Raw genomic sequence first — 26566 nt, forward strand, 5'->3', positions numbered from 1 at the left:
AACAACCATGAGACTTCAGGGAAAGACCGCAATTGTCACAGGTGGTGGCCGCGATATCGGGCGCGCCTGCGCTGTCAAACTCGCCGCCGAAGGGGTGAATGTCGCGGTGAACTACTTCGCCAGTAGTGCCGGCGCCGAGGAAACCGTAGCCGAGATCAAAAAGATCGGTGGACAGGCGTTTGCAATGCAAGGCGACCTGAACAAACCCGAAGAGGTCGATGCGTTGATCGCCAAGACGGTCGATACCTATGGCAGCCTGGACATTCTGGTGAACAATGCCGGAGGTTTGATCGCGCGCAAGAAAATCGCCGAGATGTCGCTTGAGCATTGGCAGGCTGTCATGGATCTCAACCTGACCAGCACGTTTCTTATGGTCAAAGCGGCACTGCTGCATATGAAATCCGGGGCCATTGTAAACATCGCCAGTCAGGCGGGTCGCGACGGTGGTGGCCCGGGTGCGTCGGCTTATGCAACGTCAAAAGGCGGGGTCATGACGCTCACCCGTAGTCTTGCAAAAGAACTGGGTCCTGATATCCGTGTCAACGCAATCTGCCCAGGCATGATCGACACGGATTTCCATAACATCCATACTCCCGATGCAGGCCGTCGGGGGCTAGAAGCCGCTGCGCCGCTCAAGCGGCAAGGCCAGTCTCAGGACGTTGCGAACCTCGTGGTGTTTCTGGCATGCGAGGACTCGGCTTATCTGACCGGGACCAATGTCGATATCAATGGTGGGATGCTGTTCTCGTGACCACTGCAGAACAGGTTACCTAATTGTCGAACGCTACCGTTTGTCAAACTTCGAAGTACTGGAAACCGGATTATGCGAATTCTCGCGATAGGTGAATGCATGGCCGAAATGGCCCCAACTGACGCGCCAAGCACGTATCAAATGGGGTTCGCCGGAGACACGTTCAATACAGCTTGGTATCTGGCCCAACTCACACCCGAAACGCCCTTGTCCTATTTTACCGCCGTCGGAGATGATGCCATCTCGTCCCGTATGCTGGATGCGATGCGCGAAAGCGGGGTCAACACCCAGCAGGTGCGGATCGTGCCAAACCGTTCAGTGGGGTTGTATCTTATCACGCTAAACAACGGGGAACGCAGTTTTACCTATTGGCGCGGCCAGTCGGCCGCACGCCTGTTGGCCCAAGACAAGCAAGCACTTGCCCGCGCCATGACGCAATCAGATCTCATCTATTTCTCGGGCATCACTCTGGCAATCTTGAACCCTGATGGGCGCGCCGCCTTGCTCGACGTTGCTCAGTCAGCGCGGCGCGCCGGAAAACGGATTGCCTTCGACCCCAATCTGCGCCCGCATCTTTGGGACAGCCCCTCTGAGATGACCGAGAACATCATGCAAGCGGCCGCCGTTAGCGATATCGCTTTGCCATCGTTCGAGGACGAGGCACGTTGGTTCAGCGACAAGGACCCCGCGGCCACTTTGCAGCGCTATGCAAGGGCGGGCGCGGAAACGATCGTTGTCAAGAATGGCGCAGAAACGGTTCTTTATCGTACCGGCGGCGCAGAGGGCTCAGTCCATGTTCCGCCTCTGGCCTCGGTTGTGGATACGACTGCTGCAGGCGACAGTTTCAACGCTGGCATTCTGGCGGGGCTGGCAACGGACACACCCTTGCCTGACAGCATAGCGCTGGCCTGCAAACTGGCAGGGCATGTCGTGCAAGGCAAAGGTGCACTTGTTCCCATCAACCAAAGCCTGCTCGACAGTTGCCTACAGCCCTAGCAGAAGGATCCAGCCCATGCCGAACCCTCAGCCTGCCGAAACGATCAAACTGCATCTGGATACGCTTGATCGCTTGTCAAAGGTCAGCACGGCAACCGTGGCAACGCTGCTTTACAAACGCGGTTATCAAAACGCCTATGTTCAAGGCGTTGCCCCATTGGGCAAGGGCAAGCCCACCCTTGTGGGCCCGGCTTTTACACTGCGCTACATTCCTGCACGGCCAGACACCGATCCGATCGAGGCGTTTCGTGAGCCAGATCACCCGCAGCGCGTGGCCGTGGAAACATGTCCTGAACGCGCTGTATTGGTAATGGATTGTCGGCAGGACGCCACGGCGGCCTCGGCAGGTTCGATCCTTTTAACGCGACTGGAAATGCGCGGAGCAGCGGGCGTTGTCACGGATGGTGGCATTCGCGACGCCGACGGTGCCGCAGCACTTGAGATGCCAGTCTTTGCTGCAAAACCGTCTGCCCCGACCAACCTTACGAAACATCATGCAGTTGATATCGGTTTGCCAATTGGGTGTGGCGGCGTGGCGGTCTATCCCGGTGACATCGTTCTGGGTGACAGCGATGGTGTCATGATTATCCCTCGTCACCTTGCCGATGACATTGCGATCGAGGCAGGCCCAATGGAGCTGTTCGAACGCTTCGTTCTGGAAGAGGTGCGAAAAAACACCCCCGTAATCGGGCTTTATCCTGCAACCGACCCAGACGTTCTTGAACGATTTGAGGTCTGGCGCGCACGGCTCTCTGACTGATGTCTGAATCGCAGCCACGCATTGTCCAAAACAGGGACAAATTCTATTCCCCTCAGGTTTCACCCGCTAAGAGGATCGTCGCGTTGGGCTTAAATTACTGCAATGAACTGGGGCAGAAACGGATTAACAAAGAATTCGGGTCGCCGAGAGAGACAGCTGTTGCAGCGTTTGAATTTACGGAATCCGGCTTGCTTGACAACTCGGCGACCGCCGCCAAAATTTTAACTGTCTCGTCTGGCTTAGAAAACGCGCTGTGCAACTCGTACCGCTTCACAGTCGGATCGGTTACACGATGCACCCACCTAAAGGATAATTTGTCCAGATGACTGTTTCTCCAAAGGCAGCGAGTTTACGGGCCCGAGAAATCTGTTCGCTCGCGCCAATTGTACCGGTTTTGGTGGTTGATGATGTCGCAACAGCCCGACCATTGGCCAAGGCACTAATCGCAGGCGGTTTGCCCGCGCTGGAGGTCACGTTGCGCACCCCTGCCGCTCTCGAGGTCGTTCGGGTCATGAGCGGCGTCCCGGGTGGACATGTGGGGGCTGGCACACTGATAACCCCCGAAGATGTTAGGGCCGCCAAAGAGGCCGGCGCTACCTTCGGTGTCTCTCCGGGTGCAACCGATGAAATTCTTGCGGCTTGTGAAGCCGAAGGATTGACGCTCCTGCCCGGGGCCGCGACTGCGTCTGAGGCGATGCGTCTTTTGGCGCGAGGCTATGATATGCTCAAGTTCTTTCCAGCCGAGGCCTCGGGCGGGGTATCGGCACTCAAGGCTATTGGCGGGCCTTTGCCGCAGGTTTCCTTCTGCCCTACGGGTGGGGTCAGCGCGGCGAATGCAGGCTCATATCTGTCGCAGAAGAACGTGGTTTGTGCTGGAGGCAGTTGGGTGGCGCCCAAAGATCTTATCGCCGTGGGTGATTGGGCGGGTATCGAAACTCTGGCTCGGGACGCGGCCCAGTTGGAGGTGTGTAAATGAAGATTTCCGAGGTTCATACACATCTTCTTGACTACAAGCTTGAGACCGCCTTCGAGAGCGCAGCAACTCGTTTCACGCGACGCCAACATGTTTTGGTCGAGATTATCTGTGACGACGGAACAACGGGTTGGGGCGAGTGCTTGGGGCCAGCGCAGCCAAACGCTGCGATCGTAAAGGCCTATGCGCCCAATTTAATTGGCCGCAATCCGCTGGATACGGAAGTTCTCTGGCAAGGCCTGTATAATCTCCTACGAGACCAAGGGCAGCGCGGTCTCACAATGACCGCACTTTCAGGAATTGATGTCGCTTTGTGGGATATCAAGGGTCACCACTTTGGCGTTCCGGTTTCGGTGCTTCTCGGGGGACGTGTTCGGGACACAGTAAAGGCATATGCGACCGGGTCATTTCGGCGCGACGGGGTCGATCGTATTTCGGACAATGCCGAGGAATGCGCAGCCCATGTCGCTGCAGGGTTCCACGCAGTTAAAATCAAGATTGGCTTTGGGGTGGAAGAAGATCTTGCAGTCATCAAGGCGGTGCGTGAAGCGATCGGAACGCATACTCGTCTGATGATCGACGCAAATCACGGGTACTCGATCCAAGAAGCGATCATTCTGGGCAACCGTGCGGCAGAGTTCGATATCGATTGGTTCGAGGAACCGGTCATTCCAGAACAACTTGACGCGTACCGTCGTGTTCGCGCCGGTCAACCTATTCCGGTTGCTGGCGGCGAAACTTGGCATGGCAGATTTGCGTTCCGTGAGCCCTTGGAAACAGGATGTATCGATATCGCCCAGCCAGACTTGTGTGGCACTGGCGGTTTTTCGGAGATGCGCCGGGTCGTTGATATGGCGGCTCTTCACGGCGTACGTGTTGTTCCGCATGTTTGGGGAACAGCGGTGCAAATCGCTGCGAGCCTTCAGTTTGTTTCGGCCCTACTACCAGACCCGCCACGACGCAATCCAATCGAACCGATTTTTGAGTTTGATCGAACGCACAACCCATTCAGGCAGGCGATAGTCACCCACCCGATCGAACATGAAAACGGTGTAATCGCAATTCCGAACAAACCGGGTCTGGGTATTGAGATAAACCGTAATGCATTGGCAGAGTTCGCCATAGGAGACCTCGAATGATCGAACGCAGCTTCTCTGGCCGTACCCCTGAGATCATGCTGCCTGCAGGCGCCATTGATACACACCTTCACGTCTATCTCTCCGGGTTTCCAGCACTGCCAAATGGTCCCGGCCTACCAGAGGGCCAGCCTGGGTTATCAGAGTACCGCCAAGTCATGGGCTGGCTTGGCATCGACAGGTTTGTCATCACGCAAGGAAATGCACATCAGACAAACAATGCAAATTTGCTGGCAGCGCTCAATGAAACCAGGGGGGAGGCACGCGGGGTCGCCGCAATAGACGGTGAGACATCTGACGCAGAACTTGAAGTGCTCAAGGATGGAGGGGCCGTTGGGACGCGTATCGTGGATCTGCCAGGGGGCGCGGTTGGTCTCAACCAGCTCGAAGAGGTCGATGCCCGTGCTTTTGCCGCGGGCTGGATGATTGCGATTCAGTTCGATGGCTCAGATATTTCGGACCATGTTGAGAGGCTCTCAAAACTACGGTCCAGATGGGTGTTGGACCACCATGGCAAATTCTTAAGGGGTCTCGCGCCTAATGGCGATCAAGTCGGAATGCTCAAACGCCTTGTCGACGGCGGTAGATGCTGGTTCAAGTTTGCTGGTTGCTATGAGTCCTCCATCGAAGGCGAACCGCATTATTCAGACGTAGCTAAAGTTTCGAGGATCATGGCAGCCCATGCCCCCGAGCGCATTGTGTGGGGAACGAATTTTCCTCACAATTCGGCGACAAAAACCTCGGACTACCCTAACGACGCCGCGTTGCTCGACACGGTTCTGAAATGGTTTCCAGACGACCGCGCGCGTCACCTCGCTCTCGTAGAAAACGCCGAAGAACTATACGGTTTCCAATCTGTAGCGACGTGATCGCCGCCTGCAAAAAGTGAGATATACAATATGCTAAACAAACTTTTGATTACGGGCGCGGACGGCAAACTAGGGTCGGTTTGCCGGTCTCGCTTACACGGCCTCGCTACCACGATTCGCCTTGGCGCGCGGGAGGATGTGGGCCCCGCCGGTGCAAATGAAGAAATTATGTATTGCGACTTGGGCGACAAAGATGCGGTTGAGGCCATGGTTGAAGGGTGCGATGGGATTGTTCACATGGGGGGGCAATCGATCGAAGCACCTTGGGAAACTATAAAACAATCCAATATCGACGGTGTATTCAATCTCTATGAAGCGGCCCGAAAATCGTCGGTTACGCCGAGGATTTTCTTTGCCAGTTCAAATCACGCGATTGGCTTTCACGAACAGACAACGCGGCTTGATGCAAATGCACAGGTAAGGCCCGATGGTCTTTATGGCGTGTCAAAAGTCTTCGGAGAAGCTCTCGCAAGGCTCTATTTTGAGAAGTTTGGGATCGAGACGGCATTGGTCCGCATCGGTTCATCCTTTCCGGAACCAAAGAACCATCGCATGCTTGCAACCTGGTTGAGTTACGATGATCTGATATCTCTTATAGAGAGTGTTTTCACTATTCCGCGCTTGGGATGTCCGATTGTCTACGGTGCTTCGAACAACGACGCATCCTGGTGGGACAATCGTGAAACAAGCTTTCTGGGCTGGAAGCCAAAAGACAACTCCGAGACGTTTCGCGCCCGTATCGATGCCGAATGCACCCCACCTGCGAAAGACGAAGTTTCCGCAGTTTATCAGGGCGGAGAGTTCTGTGGTCAGGGCATTCTTGAAGAATAGCTCCAATCCGATCAGCCCATAAGGGTGGGCATTCTGAAAAGGTAAACTGATGCGACCAAACAAAATTAGAGAGCATTGGGCCGCCGGACGGCCTGTAGTTAATGGATGGCTGGCGATCCCAAGCGGTTTCTCGGCCGAAACCATGGCGCATCAGGGATGGGACACGCTTACTGTTGATATCCAACATGGCGTAATCGACTACCAAAAGGCGGTCGAGATGTTCACTGCAATTTCGACAACCGATACCGTCCCAGTTACGCGCGTGCCGTGGCTCGAGCCCGGTATTTTGATGAAGGTGCTCGATGCCGGGGCTTACGGCGTTATTTGCCCAATGATCAATAACCGCGAAGATGCCGAGAATCTTGTGGCGTGGACACACTACCCGCCCAACGGAACAAGGAGTCTTGGGCCGACCCGAGGCCTCTTGTACGGAGGTTCAGACTACCCGCAGCATGCCAATGACACGATCGTCGTCTTTGCGATGATCGAGACTCTGCAAGGTCTCGACAACCTTGAAGACATACTGTCGGTTCCAGGGCTCGACGCCGTGTACATCGGACCTTCCGATCTTTCCCTGGCTTTAGGTTGCCGCCCGGCATTCGATGAGGTCGAGCCCCCCGTGGCCGAGGCCATTGAACTGATAGCCGCCAAGGCAAAAGAGTATGGGAAGTTCGCTGGCTGCCATAACGGAACACCGGAATACGCTTTGAAGCGCATCGAAATGGGGTTCCAGTTCGTCACAATCGCGTCGGATGCCCGTTTGATGGCTGCTGCTTCGAAAGACGCTTTGGCCCAGGTGCGTGGTGGACTGTCATAGTCTGTTGGCGGTGAACTTTGGGAAGCGCGTTTCAAAAACGTGGAGCCAGACAAGTTTCCGCTACTGTGCGCGGCTCCAATATCAGGATCCGCCTTTGCGCTGTTTGGTATGTTCAAAAGTCGAAAGATCTAACCGACACACGACCAAGACTTAGGAGGCACGCATGTCGCGTATTAAGCCCGAGAACCTCAGATCACGTCAATGGTTCGCCAATCCGAGCGATCCGGAAATGACCGCGCTCTATTTGGAACGTTATCTCAACTACGGGCTCACGCGCGAAGAACTGCAATCCGGTAAACCTATCATCGCAATTGCACAGACGGGCAGCGACCTAAGCCCTTGCAATCGCCACCATCTGGAGCTCGCCAAACGGGTGCGCGACGGAATCATCGCAGCAGGAGGCACAGCCATCGAAGTGCCGGTCCATCCCATTCAGGAAACTGGCAAACGACCCACCGCCATGCTCGACCGTAATCTGGCATACCTGAGTTTGGTTGAAACGCTGTACGGCTACCCGATTGATGGCGTGGTGTTGATGATTGGCTGTGACAAGACGACACCGGCTCTTCTGATGGCAGCTTCAACGGTCAACATTCCAGCCATCGCTCTGTCTGTGGGGCCGATGCTCAATGGTTGGCACGAGGGGAAGCGTGCAGGGTCTGGCACTGTTATTTGGAAAGCTCGCGAACGCCTTGCTGCCGGAGAAATCTCTGCTGATGAATTCATGGATGCCGCCGCAGCATCTGCTCCCTCGGTGGGGTACTGCAACACCATGGGAACCGCCACCACAATGAACAGCTTGGCCGAAGCACTCGGCATGCAGCTACCAGGCGCGGCGGCCATTCCGGCCCCATACCGCGAACGCGGTCAGATCAGCTATGAGACCGGACAACGCATCATTGAAATGGTGTGGGAGGATCTGCGCCCGTCTGACATTATGACGCGCGCGGCCTTTGAGAATGCTATCGTGGTTAACTCCGCCATTGGCGGATCCACCAATGCGCCTATTCACCTAAATGCAATTGCGCGCCATCTAGGTGTGTCGCTTGACAATGATGACTGGCAGGCTTTGGGGCACAATGTGCCACTTTTGGTCAATCTACAGCCCGCAGGCGAATATCTCGGTGAAGATTACCACCGCGCTGGCGGTGTTCCTGCCGTGATCGCAGAGCTGATTGCAGCTGGTCGCCTACCTCATGCAGAGGCCAAAACTGTCAACGGGCACAGCATAGCCAACAACTGCACGCGCCGGCGCAGCACAAATTCCAACGTCATCAAATCTGTTGATGCCCCGGTGAAAGACAAGGCAGGGTTTATCAATCTAAAGGGCAATCTATTTGACAGCGCGTTGATGAAAACCAGTGTCATCGGGCCAGAATTTGCAAAAGCTTATCTTTCCAATCCCGATGATCCCAACGCGTTTGAGGGTCGTGCAGTTGTTTTTGATGGACCCGAAGATTTTCACAAGCGCATTGACGACCCTTCTCAGGATATCGATACCCGTTGCATTCTCGTTATGCGCGGAACCGGCCCCAAAGGGTATCCCGGTGGAGCAGAAGTCGTGAATATGCGTGCGCCATCTTATCTCTTGAAGCAAGGCGTTCAGGAATTACCCTGCATAGGTGATGGGCGCCAATCTGGCACCTCTGGCTCGCCATCAATCCTTAACGCTGCACCAGAGGCCGCCGACAATGGTGGCCTAGCAGTTCTGCAAACAGGGGATCGGATCCGCGTTGATCTTAACACCTGCACAGTCAACATTCTGATTTCCGATGCGGAACTTGAGCGGCGCAAGGAACAGTTAATCCACAACGGTGGTTATCCCGTGCCCGAGAGCCAATCTCCTTGGCAACAGTATTTCCGTGATCTGGTGCAACCCTTTGACAAGGGCATGAACCTACGCAATGCTGACGCCTATCGCGACATCGCGCGCAAGTCACAGCCTCGAGACAACCACTGAATTCAACATATTGTGGGCACGCAGCCAGATCGTTTGCGGCGTCACATACGCAATCCAGCTTCACATCTTCATCTCGGTGGTGACGGTAGTCAGGACTATATGATGTCTCTCCTACCTCGCATTTTTTGCGGCTCCTTCTTGGCAGGGTGGATTGGGCCAGCATTTTCGGGAGGAGGTGAAAATGCTGGCCCTTTGCGTTGGCGCTCCCTGTTGGCTTTTTCGCCGCCGCTCTTGCTGGCTTACTCTGGGAGGAGCGAGGACCAGCAAATTCCGTTCAATCTTTTGTTCTGAGGGTCTGCTTCTCTATTCGTTAGCCATCAATTTTGCGGCATATTCCGGGATATCGGATCGCGAGATTCCGATCTGAGCGAGCTGATGGTCGTTCATATTCGAAAGTGTGGAGAGCATCCGGGCCGTTTGAAGCGCCTTCAAGGCAGCATTTGCCGTGGCTCCGATCCTCGCCAGGAAGCCGTCGTTGCCCCCGGGGGCGCTGTAGGTCCGCACAGCGGACATAGCACTAGTTCGCTGCGTTTGCTCGAATGTCGGCAATTTCGTCAGTGGTTGGACTAGAATCGAGCTTTCAGCGAGGCCTTCGAATTTTGCCGGTCATTCGCAAGCCATCACGAATGTTCAGCCCCATCATCGTGAGGTTGGCCGCCCCAGCGATCAGCTCAATTACCTGAACCTTGTAAAAGGTGCCGTCGAAATCGCCAGCAGCAGCTTTGCCAGCCAGAAACCAGGCTGCGGGAACCAGGATCAGCAAACCATTCAACGCAATGATAGGCATTCGGGTTTTCTTGGCTTTCGTAAGCGCATCTTTGCGTTTCCGGCCCATTGCCATGCCCGATCCACCAGCAATCGCCATTGCCGGGATGAGGATGAACATGCCTTTCAGGATCAATGCCTTGACGGTTGCGACTGTTTCATGGCTCGCAAAGAGTTCGCTGGTGATCGTTGATGTCCAGAAGAGGAGGATCATCACAAAGCCGATGCCGCCCGCGATGGCGTGAATCTTTGTTTTCATAGCGGTTCACTCAAATTGGCTTTTGGAAAGGATTACGTCAGGCCGTGCAGCAATTCGGCACCGCAATCTTTTCGAACAGGTGGGGTGCTGTCACAGCGCTTGAGGGATAGTGGCTGAGCTGCTGCTGAAACTCGGGGTTTGAAAACGCGGCGCGGAAGTCCGCAACAGACTCCCAGACCGCGTAGTTCAGATACATGCTGCCGTCACCAATTGCCTTATGCAGCTGAGTGCTGATGTAACCCGGCTGCTTTTTCATCCATTGGGCATCGCTCTTCCAGGCTTCAATCAAGGCGTCTTGGTCAACGGGATCGACAGTGAAGAGATTGACGAGAACGACGGGTCCAGCGTCCATGCCCAATTGCCGTTCAATGGGAAACTCGGGGTCGAGGGGTTTAAAATTGACCATTTCGGTGCTCCTTGAAAGTAGCTTCATTTTGGTGTCATGTTGTCATATTTAGGAAGCATCAAACACAATGACAACACGTTGTCAAATGAAATGAGGAGTCGATATGCCTAACGAGCAAAGGACCGAAGCAGGAGAAGCCGTGACAGCCTTGATACTGGATGTGTTTCGGCTGAACGGTCGATTGCAGCTTGCCGGTGATCGCCTCGTATCAGAACTCGGTCTAACAAGTGCCCGATGGCAGATTCTTGGTGCCATCGCCTATTCTGATCGGCCGGAATCCGTTGCCTGGCATGCACGGACGATGGGCGTTCACCGGCAGGGCGTACAACGGATCATCAATGAATTGAACAAAGAAGGAATAGTGGAGTTTCAGCCGAACCCACACCACAAGCGGGCGCACTTGGTTGTCATGACACGAAAGGGGCAGGAACTATACGAAGCAGCGATTACGAAGCAAATCCCATGGGTGAACGAACTCTCGGAAGGCCTGTCGCCAGATGATATTGCGTCAGCGCAAAATGTTGTTGACCATCTCAAAACACGCCTTGAAGAAGCCTCAACGCGGCAAGATCAGAGTTCGACCCAAAGCTGACACTCGTACAGAGTGCAGCATCGGACATTCTGGGCTCCCTGTCAGCATTCGCCGCGCTTTGCATAAACGACAGTTTTCGTCGGTTCGCTTCTTTTGGGTCAGAAGTGCTTGACGTTTGGGTCAGATTTGCATGACCCGGCCCATTTCCCCGACCTTGGCGTCACGATTTCTGAGCGCGCGCATTATCCTATTGCGCTCATGTTTCCCAAGCAGGCTTTGCGCCAATCTCTGCAACCAGAAAGTCCATGAACGCCCGCACTTTGGGGGACAGCACGTTGGACTTGGGATATCGTGGCGGCGGAGGACCATTGAACCTCCTCATTGACAGTACGGGCATCAAGGCTGAGGGTGAAGGTGAGTGGAACGCTCGTAAGCACGGTGGCCCCAAACACCGCATCTGGAGCAAGATACACATAGGGATCGACGAGGAGACGCTGGAAGTCCGGGCGGTTGAGTTCACCACCAGCAATGTTGGTGATGCGCCTATGCTGCCTGGGCTTCTCGACCAAATCCCACTCGACTAGGACATCGGGTCAGTGACCGCAGATGGGGCCTACGACACACGAAAATGCCATGATGCGATAGCGCGCGGCGCTCATGCTGTCATTCCTCCGCGCAAGAGCGCCAAACCGTGGAAGCCTACAAGCTCAGGCGCTATCGCCCGGAATGAGGCCGTCAAAGCCTCCAGATACTTCGGCCGCGCCATTTGGCGAAGGTGGAGTGGATACCACCGCCGAAGTCGTGTCGAGACCAAGATGCATTGTGTGAAGCTATTGGGCCAGAGCCTCATGGTGAGGGACTTCGACCGTCAGGTTGCAGAGATCCAAGTCCGAGTTGCCGTTCTCAATCGCTACACCACGCTCGGCATAACCATCACAGAGGCCGTAGAATAATTCTGTCCGGGGAAAGGGGAAGTCCGACCAAACCCCAATTTGTGCAACAAAGTCGTTCAAACTTACCATTGAAATATAGCACCAGTCGGTCGGTGAAATGTTCACGAGAGATATATGATTAGACAATTTTTTTGATACCTTAACATCTTGCGGCCTGCGATATTTGGCAATGGGTCATAAGCAACCAGGTTTGATGGGATTTATGATGAACAGAAGACACTTTCTGGCAACTTCTTTGGCGATGCTGTCTCAGCCGTTGTTTTCGACACGCACAACAGCATCTACTTCTTCTCAATGGGCGGCATGGGACGCCAGGGTAACGCCGCCAAATTTTGATCCCGCGACATCCAATCCCTGGGGGTTGCACCCACGTTTCCTGCCTCAGCGTGTGCAAACCAACCGAGCGCTTGTTCCGGGTGACATTCATGTCGATGCAGTAGCCCGATATCTATATTTCATCGAAGACGGTGGCACGGCAATGCGCTACGGCGTAGCCATTGCCCGAGGCAATCTTTACGAGCCCGGTGTCTACACAATCAAGCGAAAGGCCAAGTGGCCGCGTTGGACTCCTACTGCCGAAATGATTGAGCGCGACCCTGATGAATATGCGCAATTCGCAGATGGTGTGCCCGGTGGGCCGACAAACCCATTGGGATCAAGGGCGTTTTATCTGTTCGAAGGTGGCCGCGACACATACCTGCGAATTCACGGAACGCCTTTTCCAAGATCTATCGGAGGTCGCGCAAGTTCTGGCTGCGTAAGGATGGCGATGCCACATATCATCGGGCTTTATGATCGTGTCAGGCCAGGGTTCACGGCTCATCTCTACCCTCCCGAGCGCCTTCTGACCGCGACCAGCTGATAGGCGCTTGTCAGGCGCGCGTACAGATTGGGCGCCCTTCAATAGTCCTGAGTGGCAGGTAGGTTGTTTCAACCGGCCCCACGTAGCGATACCAATAGCAACCGTCCTCAGGCATGATTTTAACGGCGTTCAGGTCCTGGCCCGGAGCAGCGATCTGGGCAACGGCGTCAGGAACTCGGGAAAGTATTCCGGGCTCGCTTTCTGCAGATATCGACGTTGTTTCGGTGCAGGCGCCGACGAGCATAAGTGCGGCCAGTGCTAGGAAAGCTTTCTTGAAGCACATGGTGTTTAGTCCACTGTGTTTGTCATTTGTAGTACCTGATACCCTCGCATCGACGGGTGATCACATCAATTCACCAAGAACTAAGCAATTGTTAGCGTTGCTTTTTTGTGCTCGGTCGATTCAAGAAAGCCAGGTATCGCTTAAAGCAGCCTGGAATTATGCCCAAGAAAAACTGCTTTTCCACAATGACTTGATGATTTAGGTCCGCCTTTTAAGGAAGTATCCCTGCGCCAACGGCTACGACAATTCCGACGAGACATCCCATATGAAATGTCATTTGCGTGTTGACCTTCCAGCGCAGGAACCGGGCACACGAGTTATTTGAGTCGGAAAAAAAAGATTAAACTTTGGGATGGCAGGCATGAAACGGAGCAAGGATAGAAAGGCTGTTACGCGGCGCGAAATGGTCGCCGCGTTTGCTGCGACGACGCTTTTTCCAGCACCGGCCGTTTTGGCTCAATCAACGGCAACTGAGGGGACGCGCCGCAATGTTTCATCATTCCGCGTTGCCAGTTGGCACGACCACTTTGATACCTTGAAGAACGGGGCTATCCTGTCCGATACACAGTCCAAGGTCCTGCAATTTTGGTCAGAAGATGAAAGCGTCTATCGGATGTATCCGACCAGCGTACCGCTGACGGAAGACCTTACAAGGCTAGGTTACACCAAAGTTATTCGCAAGGTCGAAGGGCCATCTTGGCGACCAACGCCGGCAATGAAAGAGCGCAATCCAGCATGGCCCGACCATGTAGGCCCGGGTCCTGAGAACCCTCTGGGGACACATGCGCTCTATTTGAGCTGGCAATACTACCGCATCCACGGCACCAACGATACGCGCAAGATCGGGAGAAGATCCTCCAACGGCTGTATAGGTTTGTACAATGAGCAGATCGCGGATTTATTCGAATTGGCCACCGTGGGCACGCAGGTAAAATTGATCTGACCTTGGTCAAGATGACTTTTCAGGACAGGTGCTTAAGTTCGGTAACTGACAACGACGTGAAAAACTGAGATGGATAAACTTACACTCTTGATAGGCGGAGTAGCGATCGCAGGTGCCGCCGCTATCGTCTACAATCTCGATCAGCAACCAACTGGCCATTCGATGACGCCACCTGATACGTCGGTGCTGGAGCCAGGAGACCCAATCCAAAACGTCAATTTGCCAGAGCAGCTGAGCGAATCTGCTGCCGTCGGCAAAGTGGCATTCGACGCCAAATGTGCGGCGTGCCATGGCGCGAATGCAACTGGCCTGGAAGGGCTCGCGCCACCATTGGTGCATAAAATCTATGAACCAAGCCACCATTCGGACGAGTCATTTTATGTGGCAGTCCAGAAAGGAGTTCGGGCACACCATTGGAAGTTCGGCAATATGCCGCCGGTCGATGGCTTGACCCGTGCGGATGTGAAAGGCATCGTGGCATATATAAGAGAGTTGCAGCAGGAAAACGGGATTTTCTGAAGGTGACGAGCCGAATGGGTAGTGCAATTCGTTACATCATCCTGTCAATGGTGCTGGCCTTTGGCGGGCTGCTTGGGACGGCCGATTCTGCTCATGCACATGGCAGTGGTTCACAGCACGTGATTGAACAAACGGACTCTGCGGACGTTGAGCATGTCAAGCAGGGTCATCCTGGACATTGTCATGGCGGAACGATTTGCAACGCTGTTGGTCTATTTTCGATGGGTCCAACACCGCCTGGCCCTCAAGATACTGAACAAAGATACTCGATCCCTCGAGCCCAATACCGTGTTCTCGGTATCGCGGCGTTTGACCCACCACCGCCGCGTGTCCTGATCTGACCAGTCGAATTGCGCTCAACATGGGCGCGTCGAAGCAGACGACAAGGACAAAACAATGAACATTCTAAAAATGACCACAGGCGTTGTCCTGGTTTCTCTGATTGCGGCAGCCGCCCTGGCGCATGGTGGCGCAACCGGCATCGTCAAAGAACGCATGGATGGTATGTCCGCGATGAAGGGTAGCATGAAGATCCTTACGCCGATGATGCAGGGGAAAACTCCTTACAATGCGGAAACCGTGCGAAGCGAAGCCGAGAAGATCGGGCGTCACGCGGGTGAGAGCATGACAAAACTGTTTCCAGAGGGATCTGATGGCAAACCCTCGGAGGCTAAATCGGAGATCTGGCAGGATTGGGGATCCTTTGCAGAATTGGCCAGACAATTGGCAACCTACTCTGAAGGCCTTGCGCTTGCGGCGGACAACGGGTTGATGGCGTCCGGATCGGGCCATGGTTCGGGCATGATGGGCGGCGCATCCATGATGGGTGGCGGTTCTATGATGGGTGCCGGAATGATGGGCGGAAGTCCCAACCAGGCACAACTTTCCGAAATGCCGGCAGATGGTGTGTTCATGATGCTGAGCCAGACATGCTCGGCGTGTCACGCGCAATTTCGGTCGGAATAGGAATGCGTCATGAGACCGATATTCCGATTGGGTCTTGCTGCCGCCGTAACGGCGTCAGCGGGACTTGTTGCCGTGATGGCTTGGCCGATTGGCCAGCCCTTACAAGCTCTCGACATACAAGGCGACGTTAACCGCGGGGCGTATCTGGCAAGGGCAAGTGGCTGTATCGCTTGCCACACAGATTTTGCCAAAGGGGGTGCGCCCTTGGCCGGTGGGGTGGAGTTGGATACCCCGTTCGGCACGCTCTTTTCGCCGAACCTGACCACAGATTCTGACCACGGGATCGGTGATTGGACGATCGGGGAATTTGCCCGCGCGGTGCGTCAGGGTGTGTCGCCTGGAGGAGAACCCTATTACCCAGCCTTTCCTTATCCGTTCTATGCCAACTTCACAGATCAGGATATCGCCGATCTCTGGGCCGCCTGGCAAACGGTTGCACCGGTAGCGGAACCGTCAAAAGAGCAGGAAATGGCGTTCCCCTTCAATCAGAGATGGGGCCTGAAGCTGTGGCGCGCGGCTTTTCTGGAACCACCCCGCACTGATCCCGTGCCGGGCAATGACGAAGTGTGGAATCGGGGCCGGCTACTGGTCGAAGGTGCCACGCATTGTGCGGCCTGCCACACCGGGAGGAACCTGGCTGGCGCAAGAAATTCGGACACGGAACACTTCAAAGGAAGTGACTCCCTGCCGGGCGGTGACAAGGCACCGGCCATCGACTTTGAGACCCTGCAAAAGCGTGGTTGGACGGTAGATGATTTGGCCTACGCGTTGCGCACCGGTGTCATGCCTGATGGCGATGTATTCGGCGGCGCCATGGGAGAGGTCGTAAACTATGGCACCAGCTTTCTGACAGACGATGACCGGAAGGCGATGGCGACCTATCTGCTGGATGTGCACGACGGGGGGTAATCGAGTGAGAGATCAAATTTTCTTTGGAGGGAAGTCCTCATGAAGCTCAATCGCAGGCAATTCGTTGCAGGCACATCGGCACTAATCGCAGTGCCGACTATCGGGAGGGCGGCTACCGCCCCCCGAATAATCGAGGCGCGTTCAGGATTGGCGCGTGTTGCGCCCGACAGCTATCCTGAAACCGAGATATGGGGATATGATGGCGGTGTTCCGGGCCCCGAAATTCGTGCCCGGCAGGGTGAAACGGTTCGCCGGACGCTTCTGAACTCACTGCCTCAGCCTACGGCAATCCATTGGCATGGACTGCGGGTTCCGAACAACATGGATGGGGTGCCGGGTCTTACACAGGAGGCCGTACAAACAGGCGGCGAGTTTCAGTATGACTTGCCTCTGAAGGATGCGGGAACCTTCTGGTACCATTCTCATAACCAGTCGACGGAACAAGTGGCCAGAGGCCTTTACGGCGCGTTCATCGTCGAAGAAACGGACCCGCCGGACACGGATCATGACATTACGATCCTGCTGGATGACTGGAGGTTGGGTCAGGACGCCCAAATCGTCAATGATTTTGGCGCGATGCATGACTGGACGCATGCAGGCCGAATGGGAAATTACGTTCACGCGCACATATCGCCCATGACAGAAGTTTTGACGAACCAACGTTTGCGTATTCGAATGGTCAACGTGGCAACTGATCGGATCATGTATGTCTCAGTAGGTGGCGCAAACGGGAAGCTGGTCGCTTATGATGGCATGCCCGTAAGGCAGCCAGAGGATTTTGAAACCCTTGTTTTCGGGCCTGCACAGCGAGCAGACTTAATTGTTGATGTCACAGCGGAATCGAACGAAGCCGTTCAAATAACTCTTCACGAACGCGATGAATCGTTTGTCATCGCTGAGATCCCGGTTTCGGGAAGCGGTACATCTGCTAACCGCGGTGTGATCGAAGCCCTGCCACCCAACCCTGTTCCCTTTCTCGAAGATGTTTCTGACGCTTTGACAGTTCCATTGGTGATGGAAGGCGGGGCGATGGGCGGACTGCGTCAAGGCACTTACAACGGCCAAGTCATGAGCACCAATGAACTGGTTCAGGAAGGGCAGATCTGGACATTCAACGGTGTCGCCGGGTTGCCCGAAAACCCGCTTGCTGCCGTTTCGCGTGGCGACATAGTCCGGATTCAGATGCAGAACGACACCGTCTTCCCGCACGCTATGCACTTGCACGGGACGCACTTCCAGGAAGTTCTGCCGAACGGCAGCCTGGGGCCGCTGCGGGACACAATCCTGGTTGACCGGATAGAAACCCGGGAGATTGCGTTCGTTGCGGATAACCCGGGGGACTGGCTGTTTCATTGCCACATGCTGTCGCATCAGGCCGCTGGTATGAAGACCTGGCTGAGCGTAGCGTGATGAACAGGAGCGCAGCGAAATGGCTGTCACTGGCTGCCGTCGTGATAATTGTCGCGGTCATTGGCTGGGGCCTGAGTGGGCGTGCGCAGAACAGTGCATCGGCGGATTCGGCACGTGGTGCAGTTTTGTACGCCGAAAACTGCGCGTCATGCCACGGAGCCAATTTGGAGGGTCAGCCGGATTGGCAAACACCTGATCCGGAGGGCGTCTTGCGGGCACCCCCGCATGACCGAACCGGGCACACCTGGCATCACGGCGACAAGCTGTTGTTCGACTATACAAAGTTTGGCGGGGACCAAACTTTGAAACAGATGGGTGTCGCTGACGTCAAAAGCGGCATGCCAGGCTTCGGGGACACTCTGTCGGATCAGGATATCGGGGACATCCTCGCCTTCATCAAGGAGAGTTGGCCGGATTGGGAACGCAAGCTGCAAGAGCAACGCACCGAAGCAGAACAAACGGAAGGAAACTGATGTGAAACGAATACTTGCAGGCTTAGTCGCTATCGCCATGTCGATTGGCATTCCTATGGCACGCGCCGACGAGCTGTCTGACTCCGATGTAAAACGGCTGGCTCTCGAAGCCATTTTGGAAAACCCTGAGATCATCATGCAGGCGATTCAACTGCTTCAACAGCGCGAGGATCAGGCAAAAGCCGACGCAATTGGAAGCGTCTTGGAAAATCAGCGTGAATTGCTCGAACAGGATCCGAATGCGCCTGTCATAGGAAACCCGGAAGGCGATGTAACCGTGGTCGAGTTTTTTGACTATAACTGCCCATATTGTAAACGCGCTGCCCCGGTCGTGAAAAACGTGATCGCAGGCGATTCCGATGTACGAGTTGTTTATCGAGAATGGCCCATACTCGGAGAAGGTTCCGACTTCGCGGCACGCGCCGCGCTTGCCTCACGAAATCAGGGAAAATATGAAGAATTTCATTGGGCGCTTATGGCTCTGAACGGTCGCGCCACTGAGGCCAGTGTTATGAAAGTTGTTCGGGAACTTGGCCTGGACGAGGATCAATTGCGCGCAGATATGGAGGCGCCGGAAGTCGACGCACATATTCAGGTGTCCATGGAATTGGCCCGACAGCTTGGCTTCAGTGGCACCCCTTCGTTTGTGATTGGAGATGCGCTTGCCCCTGGGCTGATCGCCGAAGATGATATGACCCGGCTAATCGAGGCTGTCAGAGACGCAAGATAGAACCAAAGCGGTGACAGCATGTGCGCCCCTAAGTTTCTTATGCGACCGTGGCTTCGTATCCCTCGGACTTCAGAGCTGCAAGGATATGATCAAGTGGATTGGTGCTTAAGACACGTACCCTGCGGTTTTCCATGTCAAAGTCCAAATGTGCGGAGGAATCCACCGTGGCAACGGCTTTTTCGATAGCTGACTTGCAGTGCCCACAGCTCATTTCCGGGATATTTAGGGTCGTCATGGATGTTTGCTCCTGTGTTCTGTTGTCCCGGCTAAAGTATTCCAGCACAGGAAGGTCAAGTCGTGATAATTGGATCGCCAAAATTAGTGGGAAAGAAAGTCAGCCCCATCCCTTGACCTTCCACTTGCTGGAACCCTTATGTTGCACGTCAGCAGAACATTTGTGGTGACAATATGACTGAAAATTCACATGCACGATTTCAAGTTCAGGGTATGAGCTGTGCTTCCTGCGTAGGGCGCGTCGAGCGCGCGCTGAAATCTGTGCCAGGGGTAGACGCCGCTTCGGTTAATCTCGCCAGCGAAAGCGTTCAGGTCGATTTCCGCGATCCAGCCAACAAAGCAGCCATTGCTGATGCGCTAAACAGCGCGGGATACCCGGTACGGACCGCAGAGGTCACGCTGGATATTCAGAATATGTCCTGCGCATCATGTGTGGGGCGCGTTGAACGGGCCTTGCAAGCAGATGACGGCGTATTGTCCGCGTCGGTCAATCTGGCCACTGAAAGTGCAACAGTGCGCTATGCTGAGGGTGTCACCACGCCTGAAGCTATCGCGGCGCTTGCAGCATCTGCTGGCTATCCGGCGAGCTTGCGATCCGCGACGCAGACCGAACCACACGACCGCAAAGCGGCAGAGATCCACCATTTGGCGCGGCGAACAAGCTTTGCCGCTTTGCTCGCTTTGCCGGTATTCGTCCTTGAAATGGGCTCGCATGTTATTCCGGGCATGCACCACCTGATAGCGAGCACGATCGGTATCCAGAACAGCTATTACCTGCAGTTTCTCCTGACCACGATCGTTCTTATTGGGCCAGGTTTGCAGTTCTACACCAAGGGACTCCCTTCCTTGTTCAAAGGTGCGCCGGACATGAATTCTCTGGTGGCTCTTGGCACTTCAGCGGCCTATGGGTTCTCACTGATCTCGACTTTTGCGCCTGGTATTCTTCCGGCGGGAACCGCAAACGTCTACTACGAGGCTGCTGCAGTTATCGTGGTTCTGATTTTGCTGGGACGGTTCCTCGAGGCACGCGCCAAGGGTCGAACTGGTGAAGCGATCCGCAAATTGGTCGGTCTGCAGGCAAAAACAGCGCGAGTTGAGCGTGAAGGAACGGTTGTTGAGCTTCCGATTGAGCAGATCGTTGTAGGGGATCTTATTCATGTTCGACCGGGCGAAAAGATCGCGGTGGATGGTGCCGTAATGACCGGTGCGTCATATGTCGATGAAAGCATGATCACCGGCGAACCGGTTCCTGTCGAAAAGACCGAGGGCGCAACTGTTGTCGGCGGAACAGTCAATGGCGCGGGCGCATTGACGTACCGGGCCGAAAAGATCGGCGCAGACACCATGTTGGCCCAGATCATTCAGATGGTCGAACAAGCGCAGGGTGCCAAACTTCCGATTCAGGGCTTGGTCGACCGCATCACACTGTGGTTCGTGCCTGTAGTGATCGCTGTGGCCATCGTGACTGTGCTGGTTTGGATGTTGTTCGGACCCGATCCCGCGCTCAGTCTGGCATTGGTGGCCGGGGTTGCAGTACTGATCATTGCTTGCCCGTGCGCCATGGGATTGGCCACACCCACCTCAATCATGGTCGGCACCGGACGCGCGGCCGAGATGGGTGTCCTGTTCCGAAAGGGCGACGCCTTGCAAATGCTGCAGGAAACCACTGTTGTTGCGGTAGACAAGACGGGGACCTTGACCGAAGGGCGTCCAGAGCTGACCGACCTGATTGTAGCAGAAGGAATGACCGAGGATGAGGTTCTCCGCCTTGTTGCCGCCGTCGAGGTTACATCCGAACATCCAATCGCCACGGCCATCGTGCGCGCGGCTGAAACCCGTGGTCTGGAGCTTCCCGAGCCAGAAGACTTCGCGTCGATCACCGGCTACGGGGTCAGAGCCTCAGTCGAAGGCCATACAATCCTGATCGGGGCCGACCGCCTGATGAGTCGCGAAGGGGTTGAAATGGGCGCGCTGTCTGATCGGGGCGCTGAACTGGCAATCAACGGAAAGACTCCGCTTTATGCTGCCGTAGACGGGGTTATCGCGGCCGTAATCGCTGTGACAGACCCAATCAAAACCACCACGCCAGACGCAATTGAAGCTTTGCACGGGCTGGGCCTGAAAGTAGCGATGATCACAGGCGACAATGCCGCTACTGCCAAATCCATTGCGGCGCAGCTTGGCATCGATCATGTCGTGGCCGAGGTTCTGCCCGAGGGTAAAGTATCCGCGTTGCAGGATTTGCGTTCAAATGGCGGAAAACTGGCCTTTGTGGGTGATGGCATCAACGATGCACCCGCGCTTGCGGCGGCTGACGTAGGAATCGCGATCGGGACAGGAACTGACATAGCCATCGAAGCGGCTGACGTCGTTCTGATGTCAGGTGACCTGACAGGCGTGGTCAACGCCTTCGATATCAGTCAGCGAACTATGCGTAACATCCGCCAAAACTTGTTCTGGGCATTCAGCTACAACACGCTGCTCATACCGATTGCAGCGGGGGCGCTCTATCCGTTTGGCGGCCCGTTGCTGTCGCCGGTTCTGGCTGCAGGTGCCATGACTCTGTCCAGTGTCTTTGTTCTGACCAACGCGTTGCGGTTGCGCTGGGTGAAGGCGATCAAAGTTGGTCGAGAGCAGATTTCGCAGAATGAAGAGCGGGCGCTGCAATCAGCGCCTGCTGAATAGTATAGGAGAGCCGCTGTGAATATCGGAGATGTAGCAGAACGTTCGGGTCTGCCTGCCAAAACCATCCGCTATTACGAGGATATCGGATTCATCAAACCCAGGCGCGGCCTGAATGGGTATCGCCATTTCGACGAAAAGGAACTGCATAAACTGGCCTTCATCGGGCGGGCCCGTTCCTTGGGCTTCACTATTGAGGATTGCCGTTCATTACTGGCGTTGTACGAGGACAAAGAACGCGCAAGCGCAGACGTTAAAGAAATAGCCAAACAGAACCTTAAAGAAATTGACGCCAAAATCGCCGACTTGAGGGCCATGCATACAACACTTACTCATTTGATTGAGGAATGTGCCGGTGATCATCGTCCCGACTGTCCCATACTAAAGAACCTTGGCGAAATTTAGTAACACAAGTCGCATACCCACTTCGTTCTCATAGCACGCCTCTACTGAGGAAAAGATATAACCTCAAAGTTCAATACAAATTGGACAATCGTAGCCGCTGGTTGTGCCACCTGCTGGATGGTCATATTTGTTCTACAAGCCTTTAGTTGTATGGCTAGCTGCTCAAACGCATGAAGGCGCTCGCCAAAGCTGTTATGCAGACGGCACCGGCGGCAAATGTCAGCAACGCGATTGCAATTGGTCCGATCGAATAACCTCATTGGGCATATTGACGAGTTGTTGGCGCTGAAAAGCAAAACCAAGAAAATGGGCCATGGACAACGCATAGCGATCATTGACGATTTCATACACGATCAAATGGCGTGGGCGGCCGTGGTGAAAAAGAACAAAGATCGCCTCGACCTCATGGCCGAGGGTAATAATTTGCTGCGGTACATCGTTAAGGAAAATGCCACGGCCTGAAATGCCACTGTCGAAGGTATATGAGCTAGCAACCATGAGGGCAGATGAAGCATTCAACGAGAGACCACCGCGCATAACACCCGTTCTGCAATGTCCAATGGCTTTTAGCTAAGGCTTAGGGGCGACCCAACCGTCACAGTTGGACCAGAAACAAGGTGGACGTTCGACACTGGAAGGTATCCCAAAAAATTCTCCTATTAGAAAATGAGAATAGATCCTGAGCTGCAGATCAGTTGCTGGAGATAGAACTTAGTTCCAACTTTTTTGGGTGTCGGTTTGCTGTTTCTCGCGGCCCAAACCGGACCTTGAGCGAAGCGTTCAGTTTCTGCGAGTGCAACCTACTTAGCGGTCATTGGTCCGGGACAGCACTAAGGAGTCCGGTTTCGAGTCGGTGAACGCCTTTCCTAAACCCAACCACAGAGTTGATGATCCTGTCCTGAAAAGTCATCATCAGGTTTTTTGTCCCCCTATCAAAACACAAATGTCTCGCGATGACGTTTTGCTTCCTCAATGCCCAACTCGTTGAGTGCCGCGTCCGTGCTGGTCATCATAGCTTCAGGACCGCACATATACACATCTCGCATTCCGAGATGCGTGACCGATTGAATGTCTGCGTTATGCATGCGTCGCTCCTCAAGCTTGAGCGGCTGATCGGTGAATGTTGCGTCCAAACCATCGCGTGCGGATTTCGCAGCCAATGGGTTTTCGCCCGCGCTTTGAAACGCGACAATACGTAGTGTCACCTGATCCGAAACAGAGCCGTTTTGCTCCGCAAAGTGCTGCAGAACTGCGATGTCATCGTCCCGGCCGGAAAACAGAAGCACGATATCGATTGACCGGTGCTGCGGGTAAGCCGTTGCCACTCGTTTGATCCCGTCCCACATCGCCATAAATGGAGTGATGCCAACACCGCCCGCGATCCAAAGCATCTTTGCTGGGAGGTTTGGGCGGCTGCCCTCAGCCGCTTCGGAAAAACAGGAAAAGCCCGCGCCGGTGCCCTTGAACTGAACTGGAAGTTTGTGCGTGATCAGCTTATCCGCGTTGGAGTGCAGAACATTGGACATCAGACCGTCTGGTTTGCGTTTGACCGTAACACTTACCCGATTGGTCGTGCGAAAGGCGTTGCTCTCTTTGTCAAACTTAGGCGCGCTGGAAAGCGTCCATGTGCGGACGTAGTCCTCGTTCACAAGCTGAGGGTTTGCCTCATTCATGTGGCTATATCCGGCGTCCACGAGGTCTGAGAAGCCAAAGACGCCAAATCCGCCCGGCAACGGGGCTTTGATTGGCTTAGACAGCGCGAATTCGAAGGTACTGATTGTGCTGGACAGGGGTTTTGTTGCGACAAGCTTGGCGGTCAATGGGATTGTGGCGTCGTGCGCCTCGATTGTGTGCCCCATTTGCTCCAACTCTGCGCGCAAGTATTTGACCGGCGGATTGTAGGGGGAGAGCTGCTCTGGTGATGCCAGCTTGAGGTTCAGGCCTCCGCGCACGAAAACCGCGCCCGTCACCTTGATACGTGTCAGCAGGCTCAAACGCGGCATCAAAGCGTCTGCATCATCCCCAAGCAGATTTTCGGCATCCCCCGTGATGTAGAGGATCCCGCCCAATGCAAAGTCTGGAAAGACCAGCCCAACCTGCGGGTCCGTTTCGATATTGCCCAGCGACTGGTAGAAGCGATTGCCAGAATGATCGGGCAGCACCAAATAGGTCGTGACCTGTGCCCCATCGTCCTCTTCATAGAGGCGGGTAAAGCCGGGCGCGCCACCGCGATGGTTGACGCCCATATCGGTCTGAACACCTGCAGCGGTGTCATCACTTGTATGTTTTGTCGCCAGAAACACAGTACTTGCACGCGCCACAACGGATTTGGCCTCATCAGGCAACGCAGATATGGGCGCATCAAATCTGTCATGGACAATTTCAGGACTGCGCTTGTCGTGCACAAGGTTACGGACAGTGATGTACTTGGGGCAGTTCCCCAGGTGCTGATCAGACAAGAGCTGTAACCTGATCTTCCCCCCATCCTCGACACTTGCGGCACGTATGGAACCCGCGATTTTGTTTCGTCGGCGATTGGCGAAGTCGATCCCAACCCCGGCAAAAAGCCGCGCCTCAAGGCCCGATGCGGGATCTTGATCCACAGCGCGCAAAAACGGGTCATTCGGATTGGTTTTTGCCACTACATGTGTGGTGTTGCGGCCTGCTACCTGAATGCCAATGGATGGGTCGTTGTCTGACTGTGTGACCAGAAGGCTGACCCATGGGCGCCCCTGACGGTCAAGCGTTGCGAGCGGCAAATAGGACAGACCCGTAAAGAAATCCGCGTGCTGTTTCGGCATGTCGCTTTCGATGTAGTGCGGAATCGCATCGCTCAGCTCTTTGGGAGTGTGACGCCGCTCTTGCAGCATCAACTCACCTCTGTGCGATTTATGTATCTGTGCCATCGCTTGATCCATTCACGTTCGCCGCGTCAGAGCCCTAAATCGCTCAGACCGGGGTGGTCATCCGGACGGCGCCCCAGCGGCCAGCGGAACTTTCGATCCGCCTCTTGGATGGGGTGCTCATTGATGCTGGCAAACCGGCGTTCCATGTAGCCATCCTTGTCGAACTCCCAATTTTCATTGCCATAGGCCCGGAACCAGTTTCCGCTGTCATCGTGGTACTCATAGGCGTAGCGGACCGCGATGCGATTGCCGTCATGTGCCCAAAGCTCTTTGATCAGACGGTAGTCCAGTTCCTTGGCCCACTTCCGGGTCAAGAACTCCTCAATCTGATCGCGCCCTTGGGGAAACTCGATCCGGTTGCGCCACTTGCTGTCCGGCGTGTAGGCCAGCGCGACCTTGGCCGGATCCCGGCCGTTCCAGCCGTCCTCAGCGAGGCGCACCTTTTGAATGGCGGTTTCTAATGAGAACGGTGGCAAAGGATGCCGTTGGGCTTCGGTCGTCATGGGTTTGCCCTTTCACTCTGCAACAAGACCAACAGCGGTTGCCGGCATGGGTTCAAAACCAGGCAATGCCTCGAACCGAGCGAGCCAAGCGCGGATGTTCGGGTAGGGCTCGAGAGAGACATTCCCTTCCGGTGCGTGTGCCGTATAAGAATAGCTCGCCACATCAGCGATCGTGGGCCGTGCGCCCACAAGCCAATCGCTGCCAGTGAGCCCGTGTTCCAGTTTTTGCATTGCTTTTTCGGCAGTCGCGGCGGCGAATTCTGGATCCAGCGGCGCGCCAAAAACGGTAATCAACCGTGCAGCACAGGTCCCAAATGCAATCTCTCCAGCCGCCAACGTGAGCCAGCGCTGCACATTGGCTTCTCCGACCGGATCAGTTGGCATCCAGTCAGGTGCATAGGTCCGCGCAAGATAGAAAAGGATCGCGTTCGAGTCGGACACAACAACCTCGCCATCCTCGAGAACCGGGACTTGCCCATTCGGGTTCATGGCAAGAAATTCAGGTGATTTATGCGCGCCAGCGGCCAGATCAACAGGAACGGCATCATGTGCAATCCCAGCGAGTTTTGCAAAGACCAAGGCGCGATGTGCGTGGCCTGATTTTGCAAAATGATGAATGCGAACGGCGTTGGACATGTGTATCTCCAGTAAATTTGAGCTGCTGAATGACCAATATAGGTTGCACCCAATGATGATAATCACCTATTGTTGCCCAAGTTTAAGCCCTGAAAGG

30 protein-coding genes and 1 pseudogene are annotated in these 26566 nt (G+C 54.9%); 22 read left to right on the forward strand and 9 right to left on the reverse strand.

Annotation, left to right across the window (positions count from 1 at the left end):
- Positions 1-7: 7 nt before the first annotated feature.
- The 9 genes from G7G_RS0100585 (at position 8) to G7G_RS0100630 (ending at position 9093) form a co-directional block, all read left to right on the forward strand.
- Positions 8-751, forward strand: a complete 744-nt coding sequence (locus G7G_RS0100585) for an SDR family NAD(P)-dependent oxidoreductase (protein ID WP_010437290.1) — start codon at positions 8-10, stop codon at positions 749-751.
- 72 nt (positions 752-823) lie between these two features.
- Positions 824-1747 carry a sugar kinase gene (locus G7G_RS22610; RefSeq protein ID WP_010437292.1) on the forward strand — a complete coding sequence of 308 codons (924 nt, stop codon included), beginning with the start codon at positions 824-826 and terminating at the stop codon, positions 1745-1747.
- Positions 1748-1763: 16 nt separating this feature from the next.
- A complete protein-coding gene (locus G7G_RS0100595) occupies positions 1764-2507 on the forward strand; it encodes a ribonuclease activity regulator RraA (RefSeq protein WP_010437293.1) in 744 nt (247 codons plus the stop codon).
- A gap of 322 nt (positions 2508-2829) precedes the next feature.
- A complete protein-coding gene (gene eda, locus G7G_RS0100605; protein WP_010437297.1) occupies positions 2830-3483 on the forward strand; it encodes a bifunctional 4-hydroxy-2-oxoglutarate aldolase/2-dehydro-3-deoxy-phosphogluconate aldolase in 654 nt (217 codons plus the stop codon).
- Positions 3480-4619 (forward strand): mandelate racemase/muconate lactonizing enzyme family protein, encoded by a 1140-nt coding sequence (locus G7G_RS0100610; RefSeq protein ID WP_010437300.1) that lies wholly within the window; start codon positions 3480-3482, stop codon positions 4617-4619. Before eda ends, G7G_RS0100610 begins: the two co-directional genes overlap by 4 nt.
- Entirely contained in the window at positions 4616-5485 is an 870-nt protein-coding gene (locus G7G_RS0100615; protein ID WP_010437304.1) for an amidohydrolase family protein, read from the forward strand. The genes G7G_RS0100610 and G7G_RS0100615 overlap by 4 nt, the downstream gene beginning before the upstream one ends.
- A 30-nt stretch (positions 5486-5515) precedes the next feature.
- Positions 5516-6316 (forward strand): NAD-dependent epimerase/dehydratase family protein, encoded by an 801-nt coding sequence (locus G7G_RS0100620; protein ID WP_010437306.1) that lies wholly within the window; start codon positions 5516-5518, stop codon positions 6314-6316.
- Between the two features lie 49 nt (positions 6317-6365).
- Positions 6366-7133 carry an HpcH/HpaI aldolase family protein gene (locus G7G_RS0100625; protein ID WP_010437308.1) on the forward strand — a complete coding sequence of 256 codons (768 nt, stop codon included), beginning with the start codon at positions 6366-6368 and terminating at the stop codon, positions 7131-7133.
- A gap of 163 nt (positions 7134-7296) precedes the next feature.
- On the forward strand, positions 7297-9093 hold the full coding sequence (locus tag G7G_RS0100630; RefSeq protein WP_010437312.1) for an IlvD/Edd family dehydratase: 1797 nt from the start codon (positions 7297-7299) through the stop codon (positions 9091-9093).
- A gap of 303 nt (positions 9094-9396) precedes the next feature.
- On the opposite strand, the gene G7G_RS0100635 is transcribed toward G7G_RS0100630, so the two are convergent.
- The 3 genes from G7G_RS0100635 to G7G_RS0100645 form a co-directional block, all read right to left on the reverse strand.
- Positions 9397-9606 carry a DUF1127 domain-containing protein gene (locus tag G7G_RS0100635; protein WP_010437313.1) on the reverse strand — a complete coding sequence of 70 codons (210 nt, stop codon included), beginning with the start codon at positions 9604-9606 and terminating at the stop codon, positions 9397-9399.
- Between the two features lie 67 nt (positions 9607-9673).
- Positions 9674-10117 (reverse strand): hypothetical protein, encoded by a 444-nt coding sequence (locus G7G_RS0100640; protein ID WP_010437316.1) that lies wholly within the window; start codon positions 10115-10117, stop codon positions 9674-9676.
- Positions 10118-10154: 37 nt separating this feature from the next.
- Positions 10155-10523 (reverse strand): antibiotic biosynthesis monooxygenase family protein, encoded by a 369-nt coding sequence (locus G7G_RS0100645; protein ID WP_010437318.1) that lies wholly within the window; start codon positions 10521-10523, stop codon positions 10155-10157.
- 103 nt (positions 10524-10626) lie between these two features.
- Between G7G_RS0100645 and G7G_RS0100650 the strand changes: the two genes are divergently transcribed.
- The 3 genes and pseudogenes from G7G_RS0100650 (at position 10627) to G7G_RS0100665 (ending at position 12870) form a co-directional block, all read left to right on the forward strand.
- Entirely contained in the window at positions 10627-11115 is a 489-nt protein-coding gene (locus G7G_RS0100650; protein WP_010437320.1) for a MarR family winged helix-turn-helix transcriptional regulator, read from the forward strand.
- Positions 11116-11396: 281 nt separating this feature from the next.
- Positions 11397-12008 (forward strand): annotated as a pseudogene (locus G7G_RS22615) (IS5 family transposase); the annotation flags it as partial.
- A gap of 202 nt (positions 12009-12210) precedes the next feature.
- Entirely contained in the window at positions 12211-12870 is a 660-nt protein-coding gene (locus tag G7G_RS0100665; protein ID WP_029621582.1) for a L,D-transpeptidase, read from the forward strand.
- A gap of 10 nt (positions 12871-12880) precedes the next feature.
- On the opposite strand, the gene G7G_RS0100670 is transcribed toward G7G_RS0100665, so the two are convergent.
- Complete coding sequence (locus G7G_RS0100670) at positions 12881-13153, reverse strand: hypothetical protein (protein ID WP_010437324.1); 273 nt, start codon at positions 13151-13153, stop codon at positions 12881-12883.
- A gap of 352 nt (positions 13154-13505) precedes the next feature.
- On the opposite strand from G7G_RS0100670, the gene G7G_RS0100675 reads away from it, so the two are divergent.
- From G7G_RS0100675 to G7G_RS0100710, 8 genes are all read left to right on the forward strand, one after another.
- Positions 13506-14096 (forward strand): L,D-transpeptidase, encoded by a 591-nt coding sequence (locus tag G7G_RS0100675; RefSeq protein WP_010437326.1) that lies wholly within the window; start codon positions 13506-13508, stop codon positions 14094-14096.
- Positions 14097-14165: 69 nt separating this feature from the next.
- Complete coding sequence (locus G7G_RS0100680; RefSeq protein WP_010437327.1) at positions 14166-14615, forward strand: c-type cytochrome; 450 nt, start codon at positions 14166-14168, stop codon at positions 14613-14615.
- Between the two features lie 153 nt (positions 14616-14768).
- Positions 14769-14951, forward strand: coding sequence for a hypothetical protein (locus tag G7G_RS24170; RefSeq protein WP_139056581.1), 183 nt, complete (start codon positions 14769-14771; stop codon positions 14949-14951).
- Positions 14952-15011: 60 nt separating this feature from the next.
- On the forward strand, positions 15012-15581 hold the full coding sequence (locus tag G7G_RS0100690) for a c-type cytochrome (protein ID WP_010437331.1): 570 nt from the start codon (positions 15012-15014) through the stop codon (positions 15579-15581).
- 9 nt (positions 15582-15590) lie between these two features.
- The gene (locus G7G_RS0100695; RefSeq protein WP_029621585.1) at positions 15591-16490 is read left to right on the forward strand and encodes a c-type cytochrome; all 900 of its coding nucleotides are present in this window, start codon (positions 15591-15593) and stop codon (positions 16488-16490) included.
- A 39-nt stretch (positions 16491-16529) separates the two neighbouring features.
- Positions 16530-17900 (forward strand): multicopper oxidase family protein, encoded by a 1371-nt coding sequence (locus G7G_RS0100700; RefSeq protein WP_010437339.1) that lies wholly within the window; start codon positions 16530-16532, stop codon positions 17898-17900.
- Positions 17900-18373: a c-type cytochrome gene (locus tag G7G_RS0100705; RefSeq protein WP_010437341.1), complete on the forward strand. Its 474-nt coding sequence runs from the start codon at positions 17900-17902 to the stop codon at positions 18371-18373. Before G7G_RS0100700 ends, G7G_RS0100705 begins: the two co-directional genes overlap by 1 nt.
- Position 18374: 1 nt before the next feature.
- The gene (locus tag G7G_RS0100710) at positions 18375-19103 is read left to right on the forward strand and encodes a DsbA family protein (protein ID WP_037320501.1); all 729 of its coding nucleotides are present in this window, start codon (positions 18375-18377) and stop codon (positions 19101-19103) included.
- Between the two features lie 37 nt (positions 19104-19140).
- Here G7G_RS0100710 and G7G_RS0100715 read toward each other — a convergent pair whose 3' ends face one another.
- Positions 19141-19338, reverse strand: a complete 198-nt coding sequence (locus tag G7G_RS0100715; protein ID WP_010437345.1) for a heavy-metal-associated domain-containing protein — start codon at positions 19336-19338, stop codon at positions 19141-19143.
- Positions 19339-19511: 173 nt separating this feature from the next.
- Here G7G_RS0100715 and G7G_RS0100720 point away from each other — a divergent pair, with 173 nt between their 5' ends.
- Positions 19512-22022 carry a heavy metal translocating P-type ATPase gene (locus G7G_RS0100720; protein ID WP_010437347.1) on the forward strand — a complete coding sequence of 837 codons (2511 nt, stop codon included), beginning with the start codon at positions 19512-19514 and terminating at the stop codon, positions 22020-22022.
- A 15-nt stretch (positions 22023-22037) separates the two neighbouring features.
- Positions 22038-22424 carry a Cu(I)-responsive transcriptional regulator gene (cueR, locus tag G7G_RS0100725; protein WP_010437349.1) on the forward strand — a complete coding sequence of 129 codons (387 nt, stop codon included), beginning with the start codon at positions 22038-22040 and terminating at the stop codon, positions 22422-22424.
- A gap of 219 nt (positions 22425-22643) precedes the next feature.
- Here the strand turns inward: cueR and G7G_RS24595 are convergent, their stop codons facing one another.
- From G7G_RS24595 to G7G_RS0100745, 4 genes are all read right to left on the reverse strand, one after another.
- Entirely contained in the window at positions 22644-22961 is a 318-nt protein-coding gene (locus G7G_RS24595; protein ID WP_238528744.1) for a hypothetical protein, read from the reverse strand.
- A 395-nt stretch (positions 22962-23356) separates the two neighbouring features.
- A complete protein-coding gene (locus G7G_RS0100735) occupies positions 23357-25330 on the reverse strand; it encodes a pyridoxamine 5'-phosphate oxidase family protein (RefSeq protein WP_120981194.1) in 1974 nt (657 codons plus the stop codon).
- 26 nt (positions 25331-25356) lie between these two features.
- Positions 25357-25833 carry a nuclear transport factor 2 family protein gene (locus G7G_RS0100740; protein ID WP_010437354.1) on the reverse strand — a complete coding sequence of 159 codons (477 nt, stop codon included), beginning with the start codon at positions 25831-25833 and terminating at the stop codon, positions 25357-25359.
- Between the two features lie 12 nt (positions 25834-25845).
- Positions 25846-26469 carry a glutathione S-transferase family protein gene (locus tag G7G_RS0100745; protein WP_010437356.1) on the reverse strand — a complete coding sequence of 208 codons (624 nt, stop codon included), beginning with the start codon at positions 26467-26469 and terminating at the stop codon, positions 25846-25848.
- Positions 26470-26566: the final 97 nt, after the last annotated feature.

It is taken from the genome of Ruegeria conchae (assembly GCF_000192475.1).
GTDB classification, from domain to species: domain Bacteria; phylum Pseudomonadota; class Alphaproteobacteria; order Rhodobacterales; family Rhodobacteraceae; genus Ruegeria; species Ruegeria conchae.

Bases quoted from the DNA above. Each gene is read 5' to 3' on its own strand.
- G7G_RS0100595 (WP_010437293.1), top strand. From the start codon at position 1,764: ATGCCGAACCCTCAGCCTGCCGAAACGATCAAACTGCATCTGGATACG.
- G7G_RS0100625 (WP_010437308.1), top strand. From the start codon at position 6,366: ATGCGACCAAACAAAATTAGAGAGCATTGGGCCGCCGGACGGCCTGTA.
- G7G_RS24170 (WP_139056581.1), top strand. From the start codon at position 14,769: ATGTCAAGCAGGGTCATCCTGGACATTGTCATGGCGGAACGATTTGCA.
- G7G_RS0100720 (WP_010437347.1), top strand. From the start codon at position 19,512: ATGACTGAAAATTCACATGCACGATTTCAAGTTCAGGGTATGAGCTGT.
- G7G_RS0100640 (WP_010437316.1), bottom strand. From the start codon at position 10,117: ATGAAAACAAAGATTCACGCCATCGCGGGCGGCATCGGCTTTGTGATG.
- G7G_RS0100665 (WP_029621582.1), top strand. From the start codon at position 12,211: ATGATGAACAGAAGACACTTTCTGGCAACTTCTTTGGCGATGCTGTCT.
- G7G_RS22610 (WP_010437292.1), top strand. From the start codon at position 824: ATGCGAATTCTCGCGATAGGTGAATGCATGGCCGAAATGGCCCCAACT.
- G7G_RS0100745 (WP_010437356.1), bottom strand. From the start codon at position 26,469: ATGTCCAACGCCGTTCGCATTCATCATTTTGCAAAATCAGGCCACGCA.
- G7G_RS0100645 (WP_010437318.1), bottom strand. From the start codon at position 10,523: ATGGTCAATTTTAAACCCCTCGACCCCGAGTTTCCCATTGAACGGCAA.
- G7G_RS0100620 (WP_010437306.1), top strand. From the start codon at position 5,516: ATGCTAAACAAACTTTTGATTACGGGCGCGGACGGCAAACTAGGGTCG.
- G7G_RS0100735 (WP_120981194.1), bottom strand. From the start codon at position 25,330: ATGGCACAGATACATAAATCGCACAGAGGTGAGTTGATGCTGCAAGAG.
- G7G_RS0100740 (WP_010437354.1), bottom strand. From the start codon at position 25,833: ATGACGACCGAAGCCCAACGGCATCCTTTGCCACCGTTCTCATTAGAA.
- G7G_RS24595 (WP_238528744.1), bottom strand. From the start codon at position 22,961: ATGCGCGGTGGTCTCTCGTTGAATGCTTCATCTGCCCTCATGGTTGCT.
- G7G_RS0100650 (WP_010437320.1), top strand. From the start codon at position 10,627: ATGCCTAACGAGCAAAGGACCGAAGCAGGAGAAGCCGTGACAGCCTTG.
- G7G_RS0100690 (WP_010437331.1), top strand. From the start codon at position 15,012: ATGAACATTCTAAAAATGACCACAGGCGTTGTCCTGGTTTCTCTGATT.
- G7G_RS0100700 (WP_010437339.1), top strand. From the start codon at position 16,530: ATGAAGCTCAATCGCAGGCAATTCGTTGCAGGCACATCGGCACTAATC.
- G7G_RS0100715 (WP_010437345.1), bottom strand. From the start codon at position 19,338: ATGACGACCCTAAATATCCCGGAAATGAGCTGTGGGCACTGCAAGTCA.
- G7G_RS0100695 (WP_029621585.1), top strand. From the start codon at position 15,591: ATGAGACCGATATTCCGATTGGGTCTTGCTGCCGCCGTAACGGCGTCA.
- G7G_RS0100675 (WP_010437326.1), top strand. From the start codon at position 13,506: ATGGCAGGCATGAAACGGAGCAAGGATAGAAAGGCTGTTACGCGGCGC.
- G7G_RS0100585 (WP_010437290.1), top strand. From the start codon at position 8: ATGAGACTTCAGGGAAAGACCGCAATTGTCACAGGTGGTGGCCGCGAT.
- G7G_RS0100615 (WP_010437304.1), top strand. From the start codon at position 4,616: ATGATCGAACGCAGCTTCTCTGGCCGTACCCCTGAGATCATGCTGCCT.
- eda (WP_010437297.1), top strand. From the start codon at position 2,830: ATGACTGTTTCTCCAAAGGCAGCGAGTTTACGGGCCCGAGAAATCTGT.
- G7G_RS0100635 (WP_010437313.1), bottom strand. From the start codon at position 9,606: ATGTCCGCTGTGCGGACCTACAGCGCCCCCGGGGGCAACGACGGCTTC.
- G7G_RS0100630 (WP_010437312.1), top strand. From the start codon at position 7,297: ATGTCGCGTATTAAGCCCGAGAACCTCAGATCACGTCAATGGTTCGCC.
- G7G_RS0100680 (WP_010437327.1), top strand. From the start codon at position 14,166: ATGGATAAACTTACACTCTTGATAGGCGGAGTAGCGATCGCAGGTGCC.
- G7G_RS0100610 (WP_010437300.1), top strand. From the start codon at position 3,480: ATGAAGATTTCCGAGGTTCATACACATCTTCTTGACTACAAGCTTGAG.
- G7G_RS0100705 (WP_010437341.1), top strand. From the start codon at position 17,900: ATGAACAGGAGCGCAGCGAAATGGCTGTCACTGGCTGCCGTCGTGATA.
- G7G_RS0100670 (WP_010437324.1), bottom strand. From the start codon at position 13,153: ATGTGCTTCAAGAAAGCTTTCCTAGCACTGGCCGCACTTATGCTCGTC.